This window comes from Neisseria flavescens (genome assembly GCF_005221285.1).
GTDB lineage: Bacteria > Pseudomonadota > Gammaproteobacteria > Burkholderiales > Neisseriaceae > Neisseria > Neisseria flavescens.
Genome location: NZ_CP039886.1, coordinates 2187659 through 2212227, shown reverse-complemented (window position 1 = coordinate 2212227; position 24569 = coordinate 2187659). Strand labels below are relative to the sequence as shown.

Below are 24569 nucleotides of genomic sequence, written 5' to 3'. Positions count from 1 at the left end.
CTGAAAACCAAAACAGGCATACCTTTGCAGATATGCCTGTTTGTCATTTTAAAAATCAGTAACGCAGATTGTTACCCACATTATCCATGATGTGCGGCGTGATGAAGATCAACAGCTCACGGCGGTTTTCACGTTTGCCGCGTGATTTGAACAGATTGCCGACAACAGGAATATCGCCCAAAACAGGTACTTTGTTCACTGCATTGGTGCTTTCTTCTTCGTAAATACCGCCGACAATCAGCGTGCCGCCATCTTCAACCATGGCTTGGGTATTCAAGTGTTTGGTGTTGATACACTTGGTTGTCAGAGAATCCACGGTACAGTCGATCGGAGTATCGCGATTAATCTTCACAGTCATGATGATTTGACCGTCAGGCGTAATGTTCGGCGTTACGGTCAAGCCCAAAACGGCTTTCTTAAAGGTAATCGAAGTCGCACCGCTGGAAGCAGCCTCTTGGTAAGGAATTTCCGTACCGGATTCAATTTTGGCTTCTTTGCGGTCTTGTGTCAGCACGCGCGGATTGGAAATGGTTTTGCTCTTACCCTGTTCTTCAGACGCGCTGATTTCCAAGCCCAATGCGCCGGACGAGAACGCACGCACCAGCGCAATGCTGTTGACTGCGGCTGCAGTCGGCAGACTGACATTCGGTTCCAAACTCCATGTGGGGTAGTCTACGTCGCCACGGTCAGATGAGAACTTGGTACTGTAGTTGGTTTGCGCATTGCTCCAGTTGCTGCCCCATGCCCTAGAGCCTTTCGCACCAACGAAACCGAATTTAACGCCCAAATTACGGAAGAAGGTATCTTCTGCTTCGACAATACGCGCTTCCACCATCACTTGACGGGTTGGAACGTCCAATTCATCAATCAGTTTGCGGAATTTCTCAATCACGCCGCGGTTGTCGGTCACAATCAATGTATTGGTGCCCGGATCGATTAAGGCGCTGCCTCGGTTGCTCAACAGAGTGTTGCGGGTATTGGAATTATTGCTGTCGTATTCGTCCAACCGCAGAATTTTGCGGAATTCTTCCACGTTTTTGTATTTCAACTGGAAGGTTTGAGAATACAGCGAACCCAATTCGGCAATCTCTTTTTCAGCCTGCAAGAAGGCTTTGTCTTTTGCCAATAATTCATCGCGAGGCGCAATATTAATGATGTTGCCTTGACGGCGCATATCCAAATTACGCGCCTGCATAACCAAGTCTAAAGCCTGATCCCAAGGTACATCTTTCAGGGACAGGGTCATGGTGCCTTTGACGGTATCGCTGGCAACAATATTCACACCGGATTCTTTTGCCAAAATCTGCAAGATGGTACGAACTTCTATATCTTGGAAATCCAAAGAAATTTTACGGCCTTTGAACGATTTGTTCGCATTGTAGTTCAAGCCGCCGGATTCGGTATTGGCGGCTTTAGGCGATACTTCAAATACAAAACGTCCGGAAGAAGCCTTGGTATTGATGTCCCAATTCGCATTATTGTTGCGGATAATAAGCTGGGTAGAATTGCCGATACGTTTGAGCGTAACGTTTTGTACAGGTGTATTAAAGTCAGCCACATCCAAACTGCGTTGCGCTTGTGTCGGCAAAGTATGGTTTTTCAATGTCACAACCACGCGGTCGCGCTGCTGTTTAATATCCGGCTGTCCGCTGAAACCAGGGGCGGACAATTCAATAATGCCGGAATTGCGTACGCCTTTACGGAAATCGATATTGGCTGCTGAAACGGCTTGATAAGTCTGAGCAGCACGCGCGGTAGACGGCGTAGCCGCACGTTCATTTGCAACAGCCGCACTGGTTTGATCAGTAGATTCGTTTACAAATACCCAAACTTCGTTGCCGCGAATCTCAGTATTGTATTGGCTGATTTTATTCAAACCCAAAACCACGCGTGCGCGGTCATTGTTTTGCGCCGCAGTAATTTGATTCAGCAATGGGTCGGCATATTCCAAAACAGGCTGAGGCAAACGGATATTGGTGTTGGCAAAATCCAATGCAATACGCGCCGGAGTAGATGTTACAAAACCATGAGGTGTGGTGACGTCTTTGTCGAAACGGATTTTGATGATTTTTTGGTTGTCAGGCAAAGTGGAAACGTTGATATCGGTAATATTGCCTGCAAAGGCCGTCTGAACAGCGAGGGCAACGCTGAAGCCGGCAAATAATTTTGTCATGTGCTTGGTTTTCATAATCGAGTGAGACCCCTAAATTAATTTGAATTCGAACTATCTGAGCTATTGGAAGAGTCCGCCTCTTTACTGCTCAATGGCAATTCGGCCTTCCGGTACACCCAGTTGCCGTAGCTGTCTTCAACTTGCTCGGTCAAGATAATTTTATCTTCGGTAATACTTTGGATTATGCCATAATTCTGACCGATGTAGTTTCCGGGATAAACGGTATAAACATGGTCGTTGACCTTGATAAATCCTGAAACTTTGCCGCCGCTTTGAAGCGTTCCGACAAAGGCCATGTTTTCCAAACTGAAGGCTTCCAATGTTTCTTTCGGACGATTCACATCCGGCGCATTGCCGCCTTTAGGGGCAGTATCCAAACGACGTGAATCAAACGCATTTAAGCCTTTAAAATTCGGCGGGCTATACGGCTTAGGTAATGTAACCGTCGGCTCTTCAAACGGAATAATCTTGGATTTTGCTTCCTGACGGGTTTGCGTCATCCATTGAATCAAATCTTCATAGCTTTGCGTACAGGCTGCCAAGGGAAGAAGACTTAAAAGTAAGATGATTTTTTTCATAATTTCCCTATTCTTTTATTTTTGCTCATTCTCGGCAGGTTTGCCTTCTTCTTGTGCCTGTTGCGCAGCCAATTCGGCAGCAATCTCTTCGGCAGGACGGGCTTTGTAAGTCGTCGCAATCGCGCTCAGTGTCAACCCGCCTTTATTGCCTTTGCCTTCTTTGTCCTCGCCTGCCTTCACGAGTTTCAAAGAATCTAACGTAATAATGCGCGACAAATCGCCTACATCACGGGTAAATTGGCTGATCTGTGAGTATTTGCCTGTGATGGAAATCTGATACGGCAGTTTTTGAATCGGACCATCGTTTTCGGGTTGGAGCGGTGCAACGCTGTCCAAACGCAGTCCGTTGGTTGAACCTGCCTGATGCAGCTCTTGAATCAGGTTCGGAATTTCCGCATCGGTCGGCAGTTGTTTCAACAAAACGTCAAATGCAGAACGAATCGAAGCCAATTCAGCCTTTAGATTGTTCAAGCTTGCCGCCTGAATGCTTTTACGCTTAAAGGTTTCCTTCAGCTCTGCTTCTTTGGCTTCCTGCGTATTTAAGGTTTCAATCTGATCTTTAAATACGCCGACATAGCCCAAAGCCAACATACCGACAATCAACAAACCTCCCAGCAAAAGTTTTAAAGGCATATTGAGCAGGTACAGGTTTTGTACGTCCAATTGTTTCAGGTTTTTAGATGCCATTATTGAGCCTCCGGAGCAGGTTCTGCCACAGGTTCGGCCATTTCACCGCTGCTTTGGGCTGTCGGTGCGGGAGCCGGCGTATTCACTTGGTTGATTGAAGATTTCAAAGTAAATTCTTGGTAGTTATCTACTTTTTTAATGCTCAACAATTCAGGCTGCAAGAAAATACCTGTACTTGGCAGGGAGCGCATCATAACGGCGATTTTATTGTCGCTGACGGCATGGCCGCTGATTTTATAGCTGATCGGGCTTTCTGCTTCCAACGCAGTCAAATAAGTATTATCGGGCGTAAGCGCATTCAAAGAATCAAGGATATAGGCCGCTTGATAGCGTTTTTCCTGCAACTCTTCCACTTTCAGCTTCTTGGCCAAGAGGGCTTCTTTTTCTTGCCGAAGTTTATCGATTTCGCCCAATTCTCTATCAAGTCTGTCGATTTCGGTTTGCAGGAAGTTGTTGCGGCCTTCTTGATTGCTGATGACGCTGTCAATACCGAGATAGGTAGCGGCCGCCAAGCCCAAACCCACTGCAAAAGCACCAAGCATCAATACTTTGAATTGCTGCTGCTTGCGCTGTTTAATCTCTTCACGATACGGAAGAAGGTTGATTCTGGTTAATTCGATCATGTTCTCAAAGTCCCCTTAATGCCAATCCAAACGCCAAAGTCAGTGACGGCGCATCAATTTGAAACTGCGGCAATTCTACTTTTGCACTGCGTTCCACATATGAAATCGGATGCAGATATTCTGTTGCCGTATTGGTTTGCGAGAAAATGCTTTCCGCCAAACCTGCCTGCTGAGCGGTAAAGCCGGTCAGCAGGATGTGTTTGATATTGGTGAAAGAATCAATGTCCTGCGTGGTATCGTAAAATTGCAAAACACGCTGAACTTCCTGCGCAACCTGCACATTAAAACGGTCGACAATCTGAGACTGGTAGTCGGAAGGCTTGTTTTGGGAAGCCATCATTTGAGCGGCTTTTTCTTCCGTTACCTGATAAGTAAGCTGAATCAGCTGATTGAGCTGCTCAGTGCTGACCGGTGTTTCTTGTGTGTAGAGGATACGGCCGTTTTGCAGAATCAGGGCATACATTTGCGTCGCATGAATGCCGAACACGGCAACTTTTTCCTCTGCCATTTCGGGAGCATGCGTATTCATCCAATAGACAAAGGCATTGCGTTGCGCCAGCAAGTCCAAGTCCAAAGCAGACAAAGGCAAGCCCGCATTTTCAAACATTTCAATGCGCGGCTCGACATCGTCTTTTTTGGCGGCAACAGCTAAAACATGCTGGCCCGAACCGACTTCTTCGGCTTGAAAGTCGTAGTTCATTTCTTCAATAGGCGCAAATTGGCCGACTTCCGCCTCGACAAACTCTTCCAAGTCCAAATCGGTATCACGCGGATTGTAAATAATTTGCTCGACTGTTGCCAAATTTTGTGGCACAGCCGCAACAATATTTTTGCAAGAACTGCGTAATTGTGTGTAAGTATGTTGGATGTAAGTGGCAAGCTGATCGTAGTCTTGAATTTTGTCGCCTTTGACAATATTTTTAGGCAATTTGGTAATAACGTATTTTTCCAGCTGAATTTGGTTTAAACTACGGCCTGTCAGTTGTACCATCTTAATGGCATGTTGGCTGATATCGACGCCGATGGCAGAGCGATTGTTCAATCCGCTAGAAACCTTGCCTGTTTTGGTATCTTTCGTACTTTTAAATAAGCGCATGATTTGACTTCCCTGTATCATTTAGGAGTGAGTAACTGTTTCGTTATCCGTAAAGGACTTCTTATTTTTTACACAGTATTGACTGTGGCTGATAGAAATCGTTTCCCATTTTACTTTATTTATTGCCATTAATGGCAAAATTATTACTTGTCATGATTAAAAAGATTATAACGACCTGCATGGGTCTCTTATTAGGACTGGCTCTTTTCGGTGTAGGTCTGATTGCAATTGCAATTCTGGTAACCTATCCAAAACTGCCGTCTTTGGACTCTTTACAACACTACAAACCAAAATTGCCGCTGACGATTTATTCTTCAGACGGCCAAGTCATTGGCGTTTACGGCGAACAACGGCGTGAATTTACCAAAATCGACGACTTCCCCAAAATTTTGAAAGACGCAGTGATTGCCGCCGAAGACAAACGCTTCTACGACCACTGGGGTGTGGACGTTTGGGGCGTGGCTCGCGCCGTAATCGGCAACGTCATGGCCGGCGGTGTTCAATCCGGTGCCAGTACGATTACGCAACAGGTTGCCAAAAACTTCTACCTGAGCAGCGAGCGTTCATTCACCCGTAAATTCAACGAAGCCCTGCTGGCCTACAAAATCGAGCAGTCTTTGAGCAAAGACAAGATTTTGGAGCTGTACTTCAACCAAATCTATTTGGGTCAACGCGCTTATGGTTTTGCCTCCGCCGCCCAAACTTATTTCAATAAAAATGTTAATGATTTAACATTAGCCGAAGCCGCCATGTTGGCCGGCTTGCCTAAAGCACCTTCCGCCTACAATCCGATTGTAAACCCTGAGCGTGCCAAACTGCGCCAAGCTTATATTCTGAACAATATGCTGGAAGAAGGCATGATCACCCTGCAGCAACGCGATCAGGCTTTGAAAGAAGAGTTGCATTACGAGCGTTTTGTACAAAACATTGATCAAAGCGCCCTGTATGTTGCCGAGATGGCGCGTCAGGAGCTGTTTGAAAAATACGGCGAAGATGCCTACACACAAGGCTTCAAGGTATATACCACCGTCGATACCGCACACCAGCGCGTCGCCACCGAAGCCCTGCGTAAAGTTTTGCGCAATTTCGACCGCGGCAGCAGCTACCGCGGTGCAGAAAACTACATCGACCTGAGCAAAAGCGATAACGTAGAAGAAACTGTCAGCCAATATCTTTCTACACTTTACACCGTCGATAAAATGATTCCGGCGGTTGTCTTGGAAGCCTCACGCAAAGGTGTACAGATTCAGTTGCCAAGTGGCCGTAAAGTCACGCTGAACAACCACGCTTTAGGCTTTGCCGCCCGTGCCGTCAACAACGAAAAAATGGGGGATGACCGTATCCGTCGCGGCTCCGTCATTCGCGTTAAAGGCAGCGGCGATACCTTTACCGTCGTTCAAGAGCCTTTGTTGCAAGGTGCATTGGTGTCTTTAGATGCGAAAACCGGTGCAGTCCGTGCATTGGTCGGCGGCTACGACTACCACAGCAAAACCTTCAACCGCGCAACTCAAGCCATGCGCCAACCCGGCTCGACGTTCAAACCGTTCATTTATTCCGCCGCTTTGGCAAAAGGCATGACTGCCTCCACCATGATTAACGATGCGCCGATCTCCCTGCCGGGCAAAGGTGCAAACGGTAAAGCGTGGAACCCGAAAAACTCTGACGGCCGCTATGCCGGTTACATCACGCTGCGTCAGGCTTTGACCGCGTCGAAAAACATGGTGTCCATCCGCATCCTGATGTCTATCGGCATCGGCTACGCGCAACAATACATCCAACGCTTCGGCTTCAAGCCGTCTGAAATCCCTGCCAGCCTGTCTATGGCTTTGGGTGCAGGCGAAACCACTCCGTTGCGTATTGCAGAAGGTTACAGCGTCTTTGCCAACGGCGGTTACAAAGTATCTGCCCACGTCATCGACAAAATCTACGACAGCCAAGGCCGTCTGAGAGCGCAAATGCAACCTTTGGTAGCCGGTGAAAATGCACCCCAAGCCATTGACCCGCGCAACGCCTACATCATGTACAAAATCATGCAGGACGTTGTCCGTGTCGGTACCGCACGCGGTGCAGCCACCCTGGGCCGCTCCGACATCGCCGGTAAAACCGGTACCACCAACGACAACAAAGACGCATGGTTTGTCGGCTTCAACCCTAACGTTGTGACTGCCGTCTATATCGGTTTCGACAAACCGCGCAGCATGGGCCGTGCAGGCTACGGTGGTACAATCGCCGTACCGGTTTGGGTAGAATACATGCGCTTCGCCCTGAAAGGCACCAGCGTCAAACCGATGAAAGCCCCTGAAGGCGTGGTTACAAACGGCGGCGAAGTGTATATGCGCGAACGCATGACCACCAGCTCCGACCTGGCCTTGGACAACAGCGGCATTGCTCCGCGTCCTGCCCAACCTGCCCGTCGTGCCGTTCCGAATGAAAACCGCCGCCGTGCCGAGAGCAACACTGCGCCAGCCCGTGAAGAATCAGACGAAACCCCAGTTCTGCCAAGCAATACCGGCAACAATAACAGACAACAACTGGACTCTCTGTTCTAATGTTCTAAAGCAAGGCCGTCTGAAACGTTCAGACGGCCTTTTTTGAGAAAATTCAAAGCAAAACCATGATTGATTTACACTGCCATTCGACCGTTTCAGACGGCATGTTGTCCCCAACCGAAGTTGTCCGACTCGCCCGTCAAAACGGTTGCACCCTGCTCGCCCTGACCGACCACGACCATACCGGCGGACTTGCCGAAGCACGCGCCGAAGCCGATACCCTCGGCCTCCCCTTCGTCAACGGCGTGGAAATATCCGTCACTTGGCGCGACCGCACCATCCACGTTGTCGGTTTGGACTTTGACGAACACAACAAAACCCTGCAAAACCTGCTTGCCGAAGTCCGCAAAGGCCGTCTGAAACGATTGGAAGCTATTGCGGCCAAACTGGAGAAAAAAGGCATAACAGGCGCGTATGAAGGCGCGCTGGCATTGGCCGCCAACAAAGAAATGGCCAGCCGCACCCACATTGCCGAATTCCTCATCCGCGAAGGCCATGTCAAAAACAAACAGCAGGCATTTACCAAATATCTGGGAGACGGCAAATCCTGTTCCGTCAGACATGAATGGGCCTCACTGGAAGACTGTGTAGCCGCGATTACAGGCGCGGGCGGCATGGCCATTATCGCCCACCCGATGCGCTATGAATTGTCCGCCACCGCCAAACGAAACCTGTTTCAAGAATTTAAAAATCTCGGCGGCGCAGGGATTGAAGTGCACAGCGGCAACTGCTGTAAAAACGACCGCCTCAACTATGCCCTGCTTGCCGACCGTTTCAACTTTCTCGCCAGCACAGGCAGCGACTTCCACCGCCCCAACGACTTCAGCGGCGGCATACTCGGCGCCTGTCCCGACTTACCCGAACAATGCCGTCCTGTCTGGAAACACTTTAAGGCCGTCTGAATTTTTCTAAATTTTCAAAACGAAAATACAGCCCCTAGTTTTTAAGCAACCTGTTTCCATTCAGCTAAAGTTCAATATTCTTAAAATCAGCGTTTCCATCATAAATCAGGCCGAGACCTTTGTTCTTTGCTTGGTTTAAGTGGGTTACGCCGTTTTCTTTTCGCGTATTGGCAGGTTCAGCAAAGCCGCCGTTCCCGCCAACACCGCATCGGCATACCACATCCAGCTGTAATCGTTGAATTGATAAATCACGATGCCGCCGATATACGAGCCTAAAAAGCCGCCGATTTGGTGGCTCAACATGGTCAGTCCGAACAGCGTCGCCAGATAGCGCGTGCCGAACAGTTTGCCCGTAATTGCAGCGGTCGGAGCGACGGTGGCGAGCCAAGTGAAGCCGAGCGCGGCGGCGAAAATGTAGAAATTAACGTCGGTTTTCGGGGCGGCAAGGTAGATCAGCACCATCGCCACGCGTGAGGCGTAGAGTCCGAACAAAACATATTTGCCCAAAAACCGCCCCGTACACCAGCCCGAAAAAATGCAGCCCGCAATGTTCGCCAAGCCGATAATCGCAATCGAAGTCGAAGCGACCGAAGCGGGCAGACCGCAGAGTGCGATTTCGTTGGGCAGGTGGGTTACCAAAAACGCGATGTGGAAACCGCAGGTAAAAAAGCCCAAGTGCAGCAGGATGTAGCTTCGGTCTTTAAACGCCGCTTTGATCGCCTGTCCCAGCGTTTGCCCGTTTTCAGACGACGTGTGGTGCGTGGCGACAGCGTTTTTGCCGCCCGCCAGCCACCACGAAATCGGCAGGATTAAAAGTGCGATGCCGCCCCAAACGTAAAACGCCCCCGTCCAGCCGACGGCGGGCAATATCAACAAACCCTGCAACAGCGGCGCAAACAGAAACTGCCCCGCCGAACCGCCCGCGTTGACCAACCCCGAAGCCAAACCGCGTTTGTGCGGCGATACTTTCGCCGCAACCTGCCCCATGATGATGGAGAAACCGCCCGAGCCAGTGCCGAATGCAAAAAGCAGCCCGATTGCCAGCATCAGCCCCCAATAAGTCGGCATCTGCGGCACCATCAGACAGGCAGATACCAGCAACAGTGCGCCGCCACCCAACACCTTAAACGCGCCGAAGCGGTCGGCAAGTGCGCCGGAAAGCGGCTGGGATACGCCCCACATCAACTGGAAAACGGCAATAATCAGGCTGAACTCTTGGATGCTCAGCTCGGTAGAGTCGACGACCGGACGGACAAACAGCCCTATAGTCATGCGCATACCGATGGTAATCAGCAGGATGGAGGCGGCAGCGGCGATAACCAGCCAAAGGTTGGGGGATTTTTGCTGTGTGTGTGTCATGGTTATGATTTGTTCCTATTAGAAAAAAAGCTGCCAAATCAAGCGGCAGGATAAAAGGATTTTAGCAAACGGACTGATGCGGGCTAAATAAATCCTAATGCTTTGATTATAGCCAAAACTTCTATCCGCACCGTTTTTCAAGTTCTTTCTATCTAAAAGGCAGGGCATGGGATATGGGCAGAAAATACGGCGCATAAAAAACAGCAAAGGTCGTATTTCCACAGCGTTGTCGGTGCCATCCAAGTTGCCGCCGCTCGCGCCGTCGCTAAAAAACGCGTCGTCGTCAAACGCCCGCGCCTCGGCGAGTTTCTCAACGGCGAAAACCCGCCTACCAATACACGGGCAAAAGCACCCGCTTCGATGTGTACTTGCCCGACCATCCTGTGAAAGATGGAGAATAATTCAAAACGCGAAAAGGTCGTCTGAAAACTGAATTTCAGACGACCTTTGTGTTTCTGCGTCCTGCGTTAGAACGATTTGACCAGCGACAGACCGACTTCGTTTTGTTTGTAGCTGTACAGCCAGTCGGTGTTGCCGTGGACGCGGCGGTGTTTGTAGCTGAGGACGGGCTTGAGGCCGGCGAATTTCCAACGGTCAGCGCCTATGCTGAGGCGGTAGGTTTGTTCTTTATCGCGGCGGCGTTGTTCGAGGACAGCATTCTCTTCCCTATGGCTGCGGATACCGAAAGTCGCAGAAATTGAAGCGTCGAAACCGGCTTCAAATATTTTTGCCGCACCCAACCATGCGGAAATTTGGCGATAGCTGTCCACAGGGTCTTTCGTTTTGCGCTGTTGCCAGTCTATACCGCCGTAGAGCATCAGGTCGTTGCGCGGAAAGTAAGACAGGGTGTTAGGCTGCCATCGAGCAAACGGGTTTTGTCTGCATAAGAAAGGCGTTTCCACTCGGCTTCCGTGTTCCACGTCCAACCGCCCTTGTCGAGATTCCATTTGCTGCGCACACCATAGGCACGGTTGAGGGTTTTGCCGCCGCTGCCGTTCCATTCGACGAGTGGGGCAAGGGCGAAAGTGTGGCGCTGGTTTTCAAACTGGTAGCCTGCGCTGAGGTTGAGCGTGTGTTCGTTGAAGTCTTTATGATCGCGGTAGAAGCGGCCGTAGCCTAGCGCGCGGGCGGCGATGCCGTGGTGTCCTTTAACCTGCCAGCGGCGGACGGCGGCGGCTTCGTATTTGATGCCGTTGGCGGAAATGGGTTTATCGCCTGAAAATTCTTCCCAGCATTCGCCGTCGATTTCGGTTTTACACCACACTTTGCCGCTGCCTTCGTTGATGTTGCTGTTGTGAACGGCACCGACGGAAAGGCTGCCCTTCCAGCTTTGACGCTGGTTTAAAGCATCTTGGAAATGGGCGATGTTTTCTTTGACAGCTTCAGGCAAGTCTTCATTTTGAAAGCGTGCAAATTCAGAAGAGGCTTCGCGGTTCAGACGGCCTTCAAAAAGCAGGCGTGCGTAATCAAGCCGTCCGCGTGTGAAGTCGGGATGGCGTTGCAGCAGGGTTTCGTATTCTTGTTTGGCGGCTTTCCACCTGCCTTCGCCTCGAGCCAACGAGGTGCGGGCAAACGAAGCGATATCGGGATTGTATTCGCTTTGCCGGGTATAACGATCCAGTAGCGGTCGAACGGTTTGCCAATCGCTGCGGTTGACGGCATTAAACAGTGCCTCGCCTTGGTCGGTTTCGGAATCGTTCTCGGCTGTCTGCCCGGTATATGGAGCAGAAATATCAAGATGATATTCGCGCACTTTTTGTTCCTGCTCCTGCATGGTTTGGCGGGTATCCTGCCACAGGCGTTGTGCAGTGCGGTCGTCTGAAAAATCAGAACGCGGCGCGGCAAGGATGGGGCGGAGAGAAGCAGAATCAGGCAGGCAGACGGTTTGTACATAGAATTGGCTTTCCGGTCGCAAGTTTCAGACAACCTTGAGAAATTTGGAGGCAAGTGTTTAAAAAAGCCTGCGGATGGCAGGCTTTATTTTACTTAAAGACGGATTTTAGCGTTTTACACCGCCGTATGCCGTATCCAAGTTGCGGTCAGTCTTAAATTTGGCAACACCGGCCAGCGCGCTTGCACCGTTGCCGAAGAAGTGGCCTTCATGACCGTTGGCGCGGGCATAGCCTTCAATAGGGGAAGTGTTAGCACAGAATTAGTAAATGTCCTAAAAATCTCCAACAAGGCGAAAATATTTATTTTTAATTTGATACGACCTGTATCACCTGCCCCAAAACGGCAAAGAATATATTGAAACTGCCTGCCCAATACACCATAATGACCCTATAAATACTCGGAAAAAAGGTTAACGCCATGTGCCAACTGCTCGGCATGAATTGCAACACTCCCACAGACATCATGTTTTCTTTCGAAGGCTTCCGCCGCCGTGGCGGCATTACTGATCACCATGCCGACGGCTTCGGTATCGGCTTTTTTGAAGGCAAAGGCGTGCGCTTGTTTCACGATGACAAACCCAGCGCCAACTCGCCCGTTGCCGACTTGGTGCGCACCTATCAGATCAAGTCTGAAAACGTTATCGCCCATATCCGCAAAGCCTCGCAAGGCCAGACTTCATTGGTTAACACCCACCCTTTTATGCGCGAAATATGGGGCGAATATTGGCTGTTTGCACACAACGGCCATTTGATTGATTTTTTCCCCGAGCAGGGCGAGTTTTACCACGCGGTCGGCACGACCGATTCCGAACGCGCATTCTGCTTTATTCTCAACCGCCTGCGCAGCCGCTTTGCCACCAAACCCGAACCTGAAGTTTTGTTTGACGCCATTGCCGGCCTGACTCATGAAATCCGCCACCACGGTTTGTTCAACTTTGTGATGTCCAACGGCGACTGCCTGTTTGCCCATGCCAGTACCTTACTTCACTACATCGTGCGCAAAGCCCCGTTTGGCAATGCACGCCTGCTGGACGATGATATGATGGTCGATTTTTCCAAAGTGACCACGCCAAACGATAAGGTCTCCGTCATCGCCACCCTGCCCCTGACCCGCGATGAAACTTGGTCGCAGTTGGCAGTCAATGAATTGGTGATGTTTCAAGACGGCGATATCGTCCGCAGCGACCGCCCCGAGAATCCGGTTTATATGAGTGCGGAAGAAGGTTTGGAAATCGCCCGCGCCGTCGGCGTATCGGTTTAACGGTTGATTGACTGAAAAACTCAAGGCCGTCTGAAAGGCTCAACTTCACTCAAGTTACCCTTTCAGACGGCCTTTTTATACTTAATCCATAGCCAAAGCATTTACTATACGAAAATAGCGCAATCCGCTACAATAATAGATCACAAACAATAAATTCAATTGCTTAGCGACCTTGCCGAGCGTATGACAAGGAAACCCGATGAAGTGCCCATTTTGCCAACACCCCAACACACAAGTAACCGACTCGCGATGGCTGGAAGACACCAACAGCATCCGTCGCCGTCGCAAATGCTTGGAATGCGGACAACGCTTCAGCACTTTTGAAACCGTTGAAATGCGGATGCCGCAAGTCATCAAATCCGACGGTACACGGGTTTCCTTCAATCCGCATAAACTGCAGACCAGCCTTGAGCGCGCACTGCACAAACGCCCTGTCACACAAGAACAAATCGATGAAACCGTTGCCCTTATCGAGCAGCGCCTCTACCGTTTGGGCAAAAAAGAAGTCGCTTCGCGCATCGTCGGCGAAATGGCGATGGAAGAGCTGGCAAAAATCGACCAAGTCGCTTATGTCCGCTTCGCGTCTGTCTATAAAAGCTTTAAAGACGTTTCCGAATTCACCCAAGTCATTGCCGAATGTAAAGCCAAATAAGGCCGTCTGAAACCATGTTTTCCGCACTTGATACCCAAATGATGCAAACCGCCCTCGAGCTGGCCAAGCTTGGGCGGTTTTCTACTTCCCCCAATCCCCGCGTCGGTTGCGTAATTGCACACGGCGCCCAAATCGTCGGACAAGGTTTCCACGTCAAAGCAGGCGAACCGCACGCTGAAGTTCATGCATTGAGGCAGGCCGGAGCGGCGGCAAAAGGCGCGACAGCCTATGTCACGCTGGAACCTTGCAGCCATTACGGCCGCACGCCGCCATGTGCCGAAGCACTGGTTCATTCCGGCGTAACGCGCGTAGTCGCCGCCATGACCGACCCTAACCCGTTGGTCGCAGGCAAAGGCTTGTCTATGTTGGAAGCCGCCGGAATCCGTACCGAAAGCGGTTTGTTGGAAGCGCAGGCGCGCGAACTCAACCGCGGTTTCCTGTCACGTATCGAACGTGGCAGACCGTTTGTCCGTCTCAAGTGCGCAGCCAGTTTAGACGGCAAAACCGCCCTTTCAGACGGCCGCAGCTTTTGGATTACCGGCGAAGCGGCGCGCAAAGACGTACAAATTCTCCGTGCCGAAAGTTGCGCCGTTTTGACCGGTATCGGTACCGTACTTGCCGACAACCCGAAACTCAACGTCCGCAGCTTCCCCACCCTGCGCCAACCTGCGCGTATCGTCTTGGACAGCCGACTGCAAATTCCTTTGGACTGCCACCTCGTTACCGATACTGAAAGCCCGACCGTTATCGTTACCCTTTCCTCAGACGAACAACGTTTGCAGGCTCTAAGCGCATTTGAACATATCCGCATCATCAGGCCGTCTGAACACATCAACGGCCGCATCAATCTTCTTTCCCTCATGCCACAACTGGCAGAACTTGGCTTTGGCGAAGTTCTGGTAGAAGCCGGCTCCACACTTGCTTCAGCCTTCCTGAAGGATGACTTGGTGGATGAAATCGTCCTCTACCAAGCGCCGAAACTGTTAGGCGCAGGCAAACCTCTTTTCTCCCTTTCTGAAAACCCGGCCGCCCTACTTTCAGGCGGCCCTTGGCAAAGTCAATCGGTAGAAATCATCGTACAGGACATTAAATGGGTTCTCCGGAAAAAATCCGCCCAATTGCCTTAACTTAATAATTAAATCACTTTCGATAGAATATATCTATTATTTACATAGCAATAAATGTGCTTTTTTCGTCAATATATTATAATGGCTTTAGCGTATTCCAATTTAAAACTTTGACTTGTGTGAACTATCCTCAAGCTGATTGTCGACAAATTTTCCTTTTTTTCATCACGAAATAATGGATTATTAAGATAAGTTAAGCCATGAAAATTTATCAAAAGTTTTTATTCTAGAAGAGTTTTAAACGGCATAAACGGTAGTTTAATCTCATGAACCATGCATTTGACAAAGCAATATTTAAAATTAAAACATTTAGTTGAGTGTAATTTCTAAAAATTCAATATTCAAAAATACCTTTTTCATACCTTACAGGCCGTCTGAACGACCGTTAAACTTTTTTGATTGAGACGAATCAGATAAGTGCTTATGATTTTGTCTAATGTAATTATAAGTATGATTTTAAGGCTTCACACAATACGGCAGCCGGCTATGGCTATGCGGTTGCAGCAAACAACTCAGACATCGGGCAAACACTCCCGATTTACTCATTCCTTAAACGAAAGACATCATGAAAAACATTACGATACAAAAATTTGCCGATAAGACCGCAAAAATTGGCATCGTTGGCTTAGGCTACGTCGGTTTACCACTGATGTTGCGCTATGTGGATATCGGTTACCAAGTTTTGGGTTTCGACATTGACACCAACAAAGTCGACAAGCTCAACAAAGGCGAAAGCTACATTGAGCATATCCCTTCCGACAAAATTGCCGCTGCTTCCAACAGCCTGTTTGAAGCAACGACCGACTTCTCCCGCATCGGCGAAGTAGAAGCCGTCATTTTGTGCGTACCGACTCCACTGAACAAATACCGCGAGCCGGACATGAGCTTTGTGATCGACACTACCGATGCGGTAAAACCTTACCTGCGCGCCGGTCAAGTGCTGTCTTTGGAATCCACCACCTACCCTGGCACTACCGAAGAAGAATTGTTGCCACGCATGGAAGAAGGCGGCTTGAAAGTCGGTCAAGACGTGTTCTTGGTTTACTCTCCTGAGCGTGAAGACCCGGGTAACCCTAACTTTGAAACCCGTACCATTCCAAAAGTCATCGGCGGCCATACCCCTGCTTGTTTGGAAGTCGGCCTTGCGCTGTACCAACCTGCCATCGATAAAGTTGTTCCAGTAAGCTCCACCAAAGCTGCCGAACTGACCAAACTTCTGGAAAACATCCACCGCGCCGTAAACATCGGCTTAGTGAACGAGATGAAAATTGTTGCCGACAAAATGGGCATCGACATTCACGAAGTCATCAATGCCGCTGCAACCAAACCATTCGGCTTCGTTGCTTATTACCCGGGTCCTGGCTTGGGCGGCCACTGTATCCCTATCGACCCGTTCTACCTGACTTGGAAAGCACGCGAATACGGCGTAAACACCCGCTTCATCGAACTGGCCGGCGAAGTGAACTCCCATATGCCTGACTACGTTATCGAAAAAGTCGGCCTGGCTTTGAATGACCACAACCGTTCTATCAAAGACAGCAAAATCTTGATATTGGGTATCGCCTACAAGAAAAACGTGGACGATATGCGCGAAAGCCCGTCTGTGGAAGTCATGGACCGCCTGCACAAACTGGGCGCAGTGGTTTCCTACTCTGACCCGCACGTTCCAGAGTTCCCGCACATCCCCGGCCACCACTACTTCGACCTGAAGAGCGAAGCGCTGACCCCTGAAACTGTCGCCCAATACGATTGCGTGGTTCTGACCACCGATCACGACAAATTCGACTATGACATGATCACCGAACATGCCAAGCTGATTGTCGATACACGCGGCAAATTCCCAGTAAAAAATCCTAAAGTCATCAAAGCATAATCTTGCTTCAGACGCATCCGGCTGCCTCCGGCTTCCCCAACCGGGACGGCGGCCGGTTTCCCAAGGCCATTTGTTTTTCAGACGGCCTTGGCAAACCGGCAACGGTAACAACACATACCTTACGAAAAACGCTCAGCTCGAACTTCCGGCCGTCTGAAAACAAATAATATGAACGCGAAAAAAATCCTCGGCTTCGCATTGGGCCCGCTAGGAAGCGCCGCTTTCGGCCTGCTTTCCCTGCCACTCATCTCATGGTACTTCCCTGCGGAAGACATCGGCCGTATCGTACTCTTGCAGACCATTGCCGGACTGAGCATTCTGCTCTTGGGCTTGGGGCTGGACCAATCCTATATTCGCGACTATTACGCCGTTAAAGACAAGGCCGCGCTGTTCAAATCCGTTTTTTTATCGCCATTGATTCTGACGGTGGCGGTTGTGGTTTTAGTGTTATTGATAAACGCATCATGGCCGTCTGAAATCATTTTTGACATCCCCAGTGCAAATTTGGGGATTCTCTTTCTGATTTTCTTGGCCACCACGCTGATTACCCGTTTTTTAGCCCTGATTTTGCGGATGAAAGAGCAGGCATTGGCTTTTTCCGTCAGCCAGCTTGCGCCGAAATTCTTGATTCTGGTGTTGGTTTTTGCCGTGATTGCCTCCGGCTTGCCTGCCAATACCACTTCGCTGGTTTTTGCCTATACCGCAGCCCAAGTGCTGACCGTTGTACTGTTGATATATCAGCTGCGCCAAGACCTGCAAGCCGTTTCCCATGCGAAATGGTCGTCCGAGCTGCATCGGGACGGCCTGCGCTACGGCCTGCCGCTGGCATTCGGCAACTTGGCCTATTGGGGCCTGACTTCGATTGACCGCTTCGTCCTCAAAAACATCTCGGGCTTGGACGAATTGGGCATTTATTCGATGGCGGTCAGCTTTGGCGCCGTCGCCCTGATTTTCCAAAGCGTGTTTTCCACCATTTGGGCGCCTTTGGTGTTCAAATGGGTAGAAGAAAAAACCAATCTGGACAAAATCGGCGACATCACGCTTTCCATGACCGTCCTCATCAGCGCAATGATTTGCCTTATCGGGATTTTCTCGCCGATGGCGACTTGGATACTGCCGGAAAAATACACGCAGGTTCAATTTATCCTGCTCTCGTGTATGCTTTTCCCCCTGTTTTACACGCTGACCGAAGTCAGCGGCATCGGTTTGAACGTCGTCCGATCGACTTGGCTGATTACCGTCATCAACATCGTTGCCTTTATCGCCAATACCGCCCTGCTCTATCTGCTGGTACCAAAATTCGGTGCAAAAGGTGCGGCTATGGCCAGCGCAACGGCTTTTTGGCTGTTTTTCATCTTTAAAACCGAATTCTCTTCACGCCTGTGGCAACCTTTGCCGCGCCTGCAGATTTATACCAACTCAACACTCTGCCTGATGATCTGCCTTGCCTACACTTGGCTGGGTACGCGCGACAACTACATTTGGTTTGCGCTGGCATGGGCAGTCGGACTGGGTTTCCTGTTCCTAAAATACAAACACGCACTATTTACCACAACCGAAAAAATCAAAGCCAAATTAAACCGTTCGGCAAAATAGCCAACCTGAGATTCACGTCTCTACGATAACAACAGAACGACCATGAAAATAAAACGTCTGAACTTATACACTTGCATCCTATACATCATGCTCGCAGCCTATATGCTGGGGCCTGCGCTGTCCTTTAAGGTCGGCGTGCCACGTATCGACAACCCGTTGACCCTGATATTTGTACTGCTTGGTTTTGTCGTATTTTTTCTGGAAAGCAAGCATATTCCGCGCAAGATTTTTGCCATGCTCTGCGCCCTGACCGCCATGTGCATCTGGCCTGCCATCCACATGGGTATTACGTCGCTGACGCCGACGCAGTACATGGATATTTTGTTTTTTATGGCGATTCCGGCTTTCTTCTACTTGTTTTACCAAGTATTGAAGCGCGCCGACAACCCTTTGGGAACGATTCAGAAGTTCCTCATCGTATTTACGCTGTTTATCGCCGTGCCGCCGTTTGCAGAGTTGGCCACCGGTATTCAGTTTGTGAGTGCCGGCGATGAGTTGGCTATTGACGAAGGTTCGCTCAAAGGCTTGTTCTTTAACCCGAACAACCTTGCCGCCACCGCAGTCTGCCTTGCGCCTGCCATTTTGTTTTTCTTCCAACTACAAGGACGAAAGCACAAAAAAAATTACTGTGCTGGGGTTTGTTCCTGCTGTTGGGCATGGCCATTTCGCCAGCGTATCGCGTACAGCCATCGGCTGTTACCTGTTGATTTTGCTGGTTTATACGGCCTATCGCAAAAACGGTTTTATTACAGTCGGCGTAGCTGGTTTGCTGGCATTGGTGTTGTCGATGATTCCGTCACGCGCGATTGCGGAATTTTTGCTGTCGCTCAACGGCAACCGGTTTTTGGAACGCTTTTCCAGCCGCGTGTACCTCTTTCTGTACGACTTGTGTAGCGACAACTCCGTATCCTACCGTCAGGAGATTTACAACTACTTCTGGAACAATCCGCCCCTGCTGCTGACCGGCTACTGTCCTAAAAACTTTCGCGACTATTTTGGCGGCCACTTGAGTAACAGCCTGGGTTTTGAAAATCCGCACAGCTTCATCATCGAGCTGTATTTGGGTTTCGGCATAATTTCCCTGCTCGGCTTTATTGCATTTGTAGCGTTTTATTTCCTCTACACTGCCTCAAGCCGTGCACTAACCAATAAATCACGCGTACTGGCTTGGGTTGCCTTGGGCATTTTCCTGCTGGCCGGTTTTATTCTGTCCACCATTTTGCGTATGCCGTTTATCTGGCTGCCCTGCCTGCTGATTTTTATTTACAGCGTATTTGTTGCGCCCAAACTGAAAGATATGGCCGCTTACGCATACAACGAAACACTATACAATACGAAGAAACCATCATGAAAATCATCCTGACTACCTCCATGTCCGGCCTCGGTGGCACTGAAAACGCCACTTTCCGCCTCGGCCGCCTGCTCAAACAACGCGGACACGATATCGTATTGGCCTCTTCAGACGGCCCTTTGATTCAGGAAGCGCAAGCATTGGGCATCCGTTGGCAGCCGATTGATTTTTACCAAGGCGGTCTTTTGGGTTACGTCAAAGGCATGTTTGCCTATATGAAACTGCTGAAAAAAGAAAAACCTGATGTGATTCACTGCCAAATGGCGCGTATCGTTCCGGCCTGCGCCATTGCGGCCAAGTTTGCCTCGCCGAAAACCAAAGTGTTCTACCACGCGCGCGGCCTTGATCCGGAAACTTATCCGAAAATTGCCAAGCTTTTCGACAAGCTGGGCGTGTACATCATCGGCAACTGCAAACACGAACGCGAAAAACTCATCCGTTACGGTTTCCCTGCCAACCGCATCACCTACACTTACAACGCCCTGCACAAAGCAGATTTCGTTCCTGAAAAAACGGTCAAAGACTATGTCCAACTGGGCACGCTTTCCCGTTTGGACACCGTCCGCGCCGTGCATCTGATGTTGGATATTTTGAAGAAAATGGTTGACCGCGGCATGCCTGTACGCCTCAACGTTGCAGGTATCGGCGAAGAAATGGACAACCTCAAAGCCCAAGCCAAACGTTTGGGCATTGAAGACAAAATTACCTTCCTCGGCGGCGTGCGCGATTTGACCGCCTACTTCAAAGACGTGGATATTTTAGTGAACACGCCCCACTGCATCGGCGACCACGGCGCAGGTGTGGGCAACAACATCTTGGAAGCCGGACTTTACGACACGCCCGTCGTTACCTACGATATGGCGGGCATTTCCGAAATGGTCGTCAACGGGGAAACGGGTTACTGCATCCCCTTCGGCGACGAAGAAGCCTTTATCGCCGCCGTAGACACGCTCGTCAGACAACCGGAGTTGCGCGAAGCAATGGGCAAAAGGCTGCACGCACACGTCGCCGCACTCTGTTCCGACGACGAAATCTACCGTACCACCATGGCGGCGTATGCCATGTAATGCCGTCTGAAAGCCGCCGATGAACATCACCATAGTCGCCCCCTACTGCTCGCTGCCGTCCGAACCGTATTTCAACCGCTTTTGGTATCTGGCAGAACGATTGTCGCAATCGCACGACGTGTTGCTGATTACCAGCCGTTTCCGCCACTACGACAAATCCTTCAGACGGCCCGAAGATGCCGAGGCCGCCTCGCAAGGCCGTCTGAAAGTCATGCTGTTGGAAGAAAGCGGCTACGGCAAAAACGTGTCTTTAGAACGTGTTGCCAGCCATTACCGCTTCGTCAAAAATTTTGAGCAATGGCTGAAAAACTGCCGGCCGGGCGAACAAGACATCGTCTATTCCGCCTATCCGCTGATTGCCACCAACCTGCTGTTGGGCAAACACAAAGCGCGTTTGGGCTACAAACTGATTGTCGATGTACAGGACGTATGGCCGGAGTCTTTCTCCTCGGTCGTACCGTTTTTGAAAAAAGTACCGCACAAGCTGCTGCCCTTTGCTTCACGCGCCAACCGTGCCTACCGCTGCGCCGACGCGCTGGTTGCCGTATCGCAGACTTATCTCGACCGCGCCAAAGAAGCCAATCCGAACGTACCCGGCGAAGCCGTCTATATCGGTACGGATTTTGCCGCCATCGCCCCCCCCCCCCCCGCGATTCCGCTCCAAAACCGTCCGCCTTTTCTACTTGGGCACGCTCAGTTACAGCTACGACGTGGAAACCGTGTGCAAAGGTGTTCGGAAACTTTTAGACGACGGCGAAAACGTCGAATTGCACATTATGGGCGGAGGACCCGATTTGGAGAAACTCAAACAATATGAAAATCGCGCCATCAAGTTTTACGGTTATTTACCCTATTCTGAAATGATGTCGATTGCCAAAGCGTGCGACATTGCCGTCAACGCCATCCATAGCCACGCCATGCAGTCGGTTACCAACAAACTCTCCGACTATATGGCTTTGCAAAAACCGATTCTGAACAGTCAGAACAATGCCGAAGTCCTCGACCTCATGAATCTGCTGCCGCACGAAAACTACCGTTCCGGCGACGTGGACAGCTTCGTTCAAGCCTCCAAAAATATTTTGAAACGCAAAAACGACCCCGTTCAGTCCGACGAAATCGTCCGCCGCTTCAAACGCGACGTTGCCTATCAAAAAATCGTCAACCTGATTGAAAGATTAGCTGATGAATAAATTTTTCAAACGCCTGTTCGACATTGCCGCCTCCGCATCGGGGCTGATTGTCCTCTCACCCGTTTTCCTGATTTTGGCGTACCTCATCCGCAAGAATCTGGGTTCGCCCGTGTTCTTCATCCAAGAGCGGCCGGGCAAGGACGGCAAGCCGTTTAAAATGATTAAATTCCGCTCTATGCGCGACGCGCTTGATTCAGACGGCATTCCGCTGCCCGACGGAGAACGCCTGACACCGTTCGGCAAAAAACTGCGTGCCGCCAGCTTGGACGAACTGCCCGAACTGTGGAATGTCTTAAAAGGCGAGATGAGCCTGGTCGGCCCGCGCCCGCTGCTGATGCAATATCTGCCGCTGTACGACAACTTCCAAAACCGCCGCCACGAAATGAAACCCGGCATTACCGGCTGGGCGCAGGTCAACGGGCGCAACGCGCTTTCGTGGGACGAAAAATTCGCCTGCGATGTTTGGTATATCGACCATTACAGTTTTTGGCTGGATATGAAAATCCTGTTTTTGACAGTCAGAAAAGTCTTGATTAAAGAAGGGATTTCCGCACAGGGCGAAGCCACCATGCCCCCTTTCACAGGAAAACGCAAACTTGCCGTCGTCGGCGCGGGCGGACACGGAAAAGTCGTTGCCGACCTTGCCGCCGCACTCGGCACATACGGCGAAATCGTTTTTCTGGACGACCGCGCACAAGGCAGTATCGACGGCTTTCCCGTCATCGGCACGACGCTGCTGCTTGAAAACGGTTTATCGCCCGAACAATTCGACATCGCCGTCGCCGTCGGCAACAACCGCATCCGCCGCCAAATCGCCGGACGCGCCGCCGCATTGGGTTTTAAACTGCCCGTCCTGATTCATCCGCTTGCATACGTTTCTCCGTCGGCAACCGTCGGTCAGGGCAGCGTCGTGATGGCTCAGGCAGTCGTACAGGCCGGCAGCGTATTGAAAGACGGCGTGATTGTGAACACTGCCGCCACCATCGATCACGACTGCCTGCTTGACGCTTTCGTCCACATCAGCCCGGGCGCGCACCTGTCGGGCAACACGCGTATCGGCGAAGAAAGCTGGATAGGCACGGGCGCGTGCAGCCGCCAGCAAATCCGTATCGGCAGCCGCGCAACCATTGGAGCGGGCGCAGTCGTCGTGCGCGACGTTTCAGACGGCATAACCGTCGCGGGCAACCCGGCAAAGCCGCTGCCGCGCAAAAACCCCGAGACCTCGACAGCATAAGCGATTAAAATACACCCCCGTACAGACCGATTTTGACAACACCTGCGGCGCGCGCCCGATTCTTCGGAACACGCCCCCTTCAGACGGCATAGGGTCGGAAATGCCGTCTGAACCCGACGGACAAACCATCATGTTGAACACTTCCCTTTCCCCGTGGCCCTGCTTCACCCAAGAAGAAGCCGATGCCGTTTCCAAAGTCCTGCTGTCCAACAAAGTCAACTACTGGACGGGCAGCGAATGCCGCGAATTTGAAAAAGAATTTGCCGCCTTCGCCGGCACGCGATACGCTGTCGCCCTTTCCAACGGCACATTGGCACTCGATGTCGCGCTCAAAGCAATGGGCATAGGCGCGGGCGACGATGTGATTGTTACTTCGCGCACTTTCCTGGCTTCCGCATCCTGCATTGTGAACGCGGGCGCAAATCCGGTGTTTGCCGATGTGGATTTGAACAGCCAAAACATCAGCGCGGAAACCGTCAAAGCCGTGCTGACCCCGAATACCAAGGCGATTATCGTGGTTCACCTTGCCGGTATGCCCGCCGAAATGGACGGCATTATGGCTTTGGCAAAAGAACATAATCTTTGGGTTGTCGAAGACTGCGCCCAAGCGCACGGCGCGAAATACAAAGGCAAATCCGTCGGCTCTATCGGACACGTCGGCGCGTGGTCGTTCTGCCAAGACAAAATTATGACCACCGGCGGCGAAGGCGGCATGGTAACCACCAACGACAAGGATTTGTGGGAAAAAATGTGGTCGTACAAAGACCACGGCAAAAGCTATGATGCCGTGTACCACCGCGAACACGCACCGGGTTTCCGCTGGCTGCACGAAAGTTTCGGCACAAACTGGCGTATGATGGAAATGCAGGCGGCAATCGGACGCATCCAGCTCAAACGTATGCCCGAATGGACGGCGCGCCGCCAAGAAAACGCCGCCAAACTGGCGGAAAGTTTGGGCAAGTTCAAAAGCATCCGCCTGATTGAAGTCGCCGACTACATCGAACACGCGCAATATAAGTTCTACGCCTTCGTCAAACCCGAACACCTGAAAGACGGCTGGACGCGCGACCGCATCGTGAACGAACTGAACGCACGCAAAGTCCCCTGTTATCAAGGCAGCTGCTCCGAAGTCTATTTGGAAAAAGCCTTCGACAACACGCCGTGGCGACCCAAAGAGCGGCTGAAAAACGCTGTCGAGTTGGGCGACACCGGCCTGATGTTTTTGGTGCATCCGACGCTGACCGGCGAAGAAATCGCGTTCTGCAAAGAACACATCGAAGCCGTATTGACTGAAGCCACGGCATAATCATTTTCAGACGGCCTGCAACTTCAGGCCGTCTGAAAAAATAAAACAGCCTG

General features: G+C 50.8%; 18 protein-coding genes and 3 pseudogenes. 13 read left to right on the top strand and 8 right to left on the bottom strand.

Annotation, left to right across the window (positions count from 1 at the left end):
* Positions 1 to 55: 55 nt before the first annotated feature.
* From FAH67_RS11295 to pilM, 5 genes are read right to left on the bottom strand one after another with little or no spacing between them, the layout of a single operon-like run.
* On the bottom strand, positions 56 to 2188 hold the full coding sequence (locus FAH67_RS11295) for a type IV pilus secretin PilQ (protein ID WP_003682217.1): 2133 nt from the start codon (positions 2186 to 2188) through the stop codon (positions 56 to 58).
* A gap of 20 nt (positions 2189 to 2208) precedes the next feature.
* Positions 2209 to 2751: a pilus assembly protein PilP gene (locus FAH67_RS11290; RefSeq protein WP_003682218.1), complete on the bottom strand. Its 543-nt coding sequence runs from the start codon at positions 2749 to 2751 to the stop codon at positions 2209 to 2211.
* 15 nt (positions 2752 to 2766) lie between these two features.
* Positions 2767 to 3438: a type IV pilus inner membrane component PilO gene (locus FAH67_RS11285; RefSeq protein WP_003682219.1), complete on the bottom strand. Its 672-nt coding sequence runs from the start codon at positions 3436 to 3438 to the stop codon at positions 2767 to 2769.
* Positions 3438 to 4061, bottom strand: a complete 624-nt coding sequence (locus FAH67_RS11280) for a PilN domain-containing protein (protein WP_003682224.1) — start codon at positions 4059 to 4061, stop codon at positions 3438 to 3440. The genes FAH67_RS11285 and FAH67_RS11280 overlap by 1 nt, the downstream gene beginning before the upstream one ends.
* Positions 4062 to 4065: 4 nt before the next feature.
* A complete protein-coding gene (gene pilM / locus FAH67_RS11275) occupies positions 4066 to 5157 on the bottom strand; it encodes a type IV pilus assembly protein PilM (protein WP_039864346.1) in 1092 nt (363 codons plus the stop codon).
* A 152-nt stretch (positions 5158 to 5309) separates the two neighbouring features.
* Between pilM and FAH67_RS11270 the strand changes: the two genes are divergently transcribed.
* Together FAH67_RS11270 and FAH67_RS11265 are read left to right on the top strand one after the other, a co-directional pair.
* A complete protein-coding gene (locus tag FAH67_RS11270; protein WP_039864356.1) occupies positions 5310 to 7706 on the top strand; it encodes a penicillin-binding protein 1A in 2397 nt (798 codons plus the stop codon).
* A gap of 65 nt (positions 7707 to 7771) precedes the next feature.
* Positions 7772 to 8608, top strand: coding sequence for a PHP domain-containing protein (locus tag FAH67_RS11265; protein WP_003682230.1), 837 nt, complete (start codon positions 7772 to 7774; stop codon positions 8606 to 8608).
* Between the two features lie 144 nt (positions 8609 to 8752).
* On the opposite strand, the gene FAH67_RS11260 is transcribed toward FAH67_RS11265, so the two are convergent.
* A complete protein-coding gene (locus FAH67_RS11260; protein WP_003682232.1) occupies positions 8753 to 9967 on the bottom strand; it encodes an MFS transporter in 1215 nt (404 codons plus the stop codon).
* Positions 9968 to 10174: 207 nt separating this feature from the next.
* Here FAH67_RS11260 and FAH67_RS11250 point away from each other — a divergent pair.
* Positions 10175 to 10368, top strand: a pseudogene (locus FAH67_RS11250) (class I SAM-dependent methyltransferase); the annotation flags it as partial.
* Between the two features lie 66 nt (positions 10369 to 10434).
* On the opposite strand, the gene FAH67_RS12300 reads toward FAH67_RS11250, so the two are convergent.
* Together FAH67_RS12300 and FAH67_RS12295 are read right to left on the bottom strand one after the other, a co-directional pair.
* Positions 10435 to 10869 carry a surface lipoprotein assembly modifier gene (locus FAH67_RS12300; protein ID WP_256593527.1) on the bottom strand — a complete coding sequence of 145 codons (435 nt, stop codon included), beginning with the start codon at positions 10867 to 10869 and terminating at the stop codon, positions 10435 to 10437.
* Positions 10785 to 11882: a porin family protein gene (locus FAH67_RS12295; protein WP_256593526.1), complete on the bottom strand. Its 1098-nt coding sequence runs from the start codon at positions 11880 to 11882 to the stop codon at positions 10785 to 10787. The genes FAH67_RS12300 and FAH67_RS12295 overlap by 85 nt, the downstream gene beginning before the upstream one ends.
* Positions 11883 to 12277: 395 nt before the next feature.
* Between FAH67_RS12295 and FAH67_RS11240 the strand changes: the two genes are divergently transcribed.
* The 10 genes and pseudogenes from FAH67_RS11240 (at position 12278) to FAH67_RS11195 (ending at position 24516) form a co-directional block, all read left to right on the top strand.
* On the top strand, positions 12278 to 13120 hold the full coding sequence (locus tag FAH67_RS11240; RefSeq protein ID WP_115287671.1) for a class II glutamine amidotransferase: 843 nt from the start codon (positions 12278 to 12280) through the stop codon (positions 13118 to 13120).
* Between the two features lie 199 nt (positions 13121 to 13319).
* The gene (nrdR, locus tag FAH67_RS11235; protein ID WP_003682241.1) at positions 13320 to 13772 is read left to right on the top strand and encodes a transcriptional regulator NrdR; all 453 of its coding nucleotides are present in this window, start codon (positions 13320 to 13322) and stop codon (positions 13770 to 13772) included.
* A gap of 14 nt (positions 13773 to 13786) precedes the next feature.
* A complete protein-coding gene (gene ribD, locus FAH67_RS11230; protein WP_003682243.1) occupies positions 13787 to 14899 on the top strand; it encodes a bifunctional diaminohydroxyphosphoribosylaminopyrimidine deaminase/5-amino-6-(5-phosphoribosylamino)uracil reductase RibD in 1113 nt (370 codons plus the stop codon).
* Between the two features lie 565 nt (positions 14900 to 15464).
* Positions 15465 to 16772: a nucleotide sugar dehydrogenase gene (locus FAH67_RS11225; protein WP_112890761.1), complete on the top strand. Its 1308-nt coding sequence runs from the start codon at positions 15465 to 15467 to the stop codon at positions 16770 to 16772.
* Between the two features lie 168 nt (positions 16773 to 16940).
* Positions 16941 to 18368, top strand: a complete 1428-nt coding sequence (locus FAH67_RS11220; protein ID WP_003682250.1) for an oligosaccharide flippase family protein — start codon at positions 16941 to 16943, stop codon at positions 18366 to 18368.
* 42 nt (positions 18369 to 18410) lie between these two features.
* A pseudogene (locus FAH67_RS11215) lies at positions 18411 to 19719 on the top strand (O-antigen ligase family protein).
* The gene (locus FAH67_RS11210; protein ID WP_003681489.1) at positions 19716 to 20786 is read left to right on the top strand and encodes a glycosyltransferase family 4 protein; all 1071 of its coding nucleotides are present in this window, start codon (positions 19716 to 19718) and stop codon (positions 20784 to 20786) included. Before FAH67_RS11215 ends, FAH67_RS11210 begins: the two are co-directional and overlap by 4 nt.
* A gap of 19 nt (positions 20787 to 20805) precedes the next feature.
* Positions 20806 to 21976: pseudogene (locus FAH67_RS11205) on the top strand (glycosyltransferase).
* The gene (locus FAH67_RS12290) at positions 21969 to 23210 is read left to right on the top strand and encodes a NeuD/PglB/VioB family sugar acetyltransferase (protein ID WP_003681493.1); all 1242 of its coding nucleotides are present in this window, start codon (positions 21969 to 21971) and stop codon (positions 23208 to 23210) included. The pseudogene FAH67_RS11205 and the gene FAH67_RS12290 overlap by 8 nt, the downstream one beginning before the upstream one ends.
* Before the next feature lie 130 nt (positions 23211 to 23340).
* The gene (locus tag FAH67_RS11195) at positions 23341 to 24516 is read left to right on the top strand and encodes a DegT/DnrJ/EryC1/StrS family aminotransferase (RefSeq protein WP_172459166.1); all 1176 of its coding nucleotides are present in this window, start codon (positions 23341 to 23343) and stop codon (positions 24514 to 24516) included.
* Positions 24517 to 24569: the final 53 nt, after the last annotated feature.